The organism is Vulcanisaeta sp. JCM 16159 (assembly GCF_001316265.1).
GTDB lineage: Archaea > Thermoproteota > Thermoprotei > Thermoproteales > Thermocladiaceae > Vulcanisaeta.
In genome coordinates this window covers 1-1,979 of the sequence record NZ_BBDN01000024.1, presented here as the reverse complement: position 1 = coordinate 1,979, position 1,979 = coordinate 1, and the positions used below count along the sequence as shown (strand labels likewise).

At 45.3% G+C, this 1,979-nt stretch carries 3 protein-coding genes; all 3 read left to right on the top strand.

What is annotated here, in order from left to right:
- Positions 1-609: hypothetical protein (locus tag JCM16159_RS18065; RefSeq protein WP_243666929.1), on the top strand; the 609-nt coding region annotated here is incomplete at its 5' end.
- 395 nt (positions 610-1,004) lie between these two features.
- Positions 1,005-1,178 carry a hypothetical protein gene (locus JCM16159_RS18060; RefSeq protein ID WP_243666928.1) on the top strand — a complete coding sequence of 58 codons (174 nt, stop codon included), beginning with the start codon at positions 1,005-1,007 and terminating at the stop codon, positions 1,176-1,178.
- Positions 1,163-1,714 carry a hypothetical protein gene (locus tag JCM16159_RS12945; RefSeq protein ID WP_054858091.1) on the top strand — a complete coding sequence of 184 codons (552 nt, stop codon included), beginning with the start codon at positions 1,163-1,165 and terminating at the stop codon, positions 1,712-1,714. Before JCM16159_RS18060 ends, JCM16159_RS12945 begins: the two co-directional genes overlap by 16 nt.
- Positions 1,715-1,979 lie beyond the last annotated feature (265 nt).

The window sequence follows — 1,979 nt, the reverse complement described above, 5'->3', positions numbered from 1 at the left end:
ATAGGAAATACTCATTCAAGGGTGGTGGTCGTGGAGTTAGGGATGTTGTTGCCTTGGTCATTGGTGTTCTCGCTTCCTCACCTGGCTCTATGCGCTCTACATATCGAGTCTATTGCTCATGGGGTTTGCCGCGCTCTTAGCCTAATCACGCTCATTCTCAAGCCCAGGTCCTACACTGGTCTTTGGTTCACAGCCGTGTTGCTGACGGCTTTAATGACCGCAATCCCATCAATGCCGCAGGCACTCACGCTATTCCTAACATGGATAACAATACTAATGATAATAGCCTCAGCAGTTAAGCTGGCAGGGGCAAGCCGTAGGTACGGACTATACAGGGGAGTGAGGACAACGGGCATTGTGATTGGTGTAATTGCATCAATAATCTTCATATACCTAATAGCATCTCATGCAGCTATACCTTCCCATGGTTCTGTAAGTAATTCTGTGAATACAGCCAATGTAGTACTGCCTTCATTGGCAATGACGGTTAGTGCGAATATAATTGGCACTTACACGTACGGCTCTGCTTACATAATTGTTGGTGGATCGCCTGTAACCATTAACAGCATTTCAGTAACAATATACTGCCAGGCTACACCGTATACCTAAGCTCAAGTCCGCAAATAACGATTGAGCCGGGTCAATCAGCCAGTGTTTCACTCAGTGGGTACTACACCGGTATTCCAAGTCCGAATGAACCCTGTACCATGTCCACCGCATCCATAACCACGAACTACGGCGTATTCACATGCGAATCAAATGAAAACCCAACAACACTAACATGTACATTACAGAGTTAGTAATTATGCATTAGTTTAAGCAGATATAATGGGTTTGTGGTTTTGTTGTGTTGGTGATGGTGTTGTTAGTGTATTCCGTAGCAGTATTGAGAATTAAAAACTTCCATAAAGCCAGTTATGATGTTGGTGAATCTTTATTATTTGGTCTTAAGGGCTAAGGTGACGAGGTGTTTTTATTAAATATTTTTGTGTCTCTGCTTTTTGATGTCTTTGCCTGATGTTTTTAGGGAGCATCTCGAGCATGTTAGGCATATTGAGGAGGAGAGGGCATTGCTCCTAGGTCTCTACGGTGCCTTGTCCTCAATACTCATTGCCAATGCAATTACGCATGTAGCTAATCGCCTCATCTCATCAATGCTCATGTGCGTAGCTTCATAATCTCACTCTTCTTCCTACTAATCGTGTTTAAGGTTGATGAGGAATTCATTAAGCATTGGAGGGCCTTGAGGGTGTACGCGTTGAAGCTTATGTGCGAGGAGTGCAAGAAGCTACCGGACCTGAACAAATACGTTAATGTCTTCGAAATAGCTGCCCTATTCCCACTAAAGAGGAGGAGGTTAAGCGTTCATAGGCTTACGGAATCGCTCATAGTATTCATCGCCTCATTCACCATAATCTACGCAGTAACCTATGTTGTATCCCCATCCAATGCCGAATTAGTATTCATAGCATCAATAGGTGGTGCCATAGCAATAGCAATACTCTACTACCTACTCCTAGAAAGGTTATTGCCATGTGGACCTGAGCATCCAGTGGGTGTTTGGGTCTCCAGGGGGTGTAAGGTGTATGTCGAGCCCGGCGTGCACGGCATTGACATCCCCATAGACGATGAGGACCTAAGGGCATTCAAGGAAACGGCGAAGAGGCTATGCGACGAAATGGCAAAAACATGTAAAGAAGTAGAAACAAACTAAAGGCATGTTAAGCATTTACCCGCCGTTTACCACGGAATGAACACCACAAAACTCATCGACACAACAAACACGGTACGTGGCTTAAGTACCAATTCCTGAGCTCCTCGTGTCTTGGGCTCCAATAATGCTCTATCAAGACCCTGTACTCGCTTGGTGGTGCCCTGCCCTGCAGGGTATTAACAATGCTCTCTGGGACGCTTGGCTGATCATCCATGTTGCGAAGAACTTCCTAAGCTCATAAAGCTCGAAGCCGCGGTTAAGCACT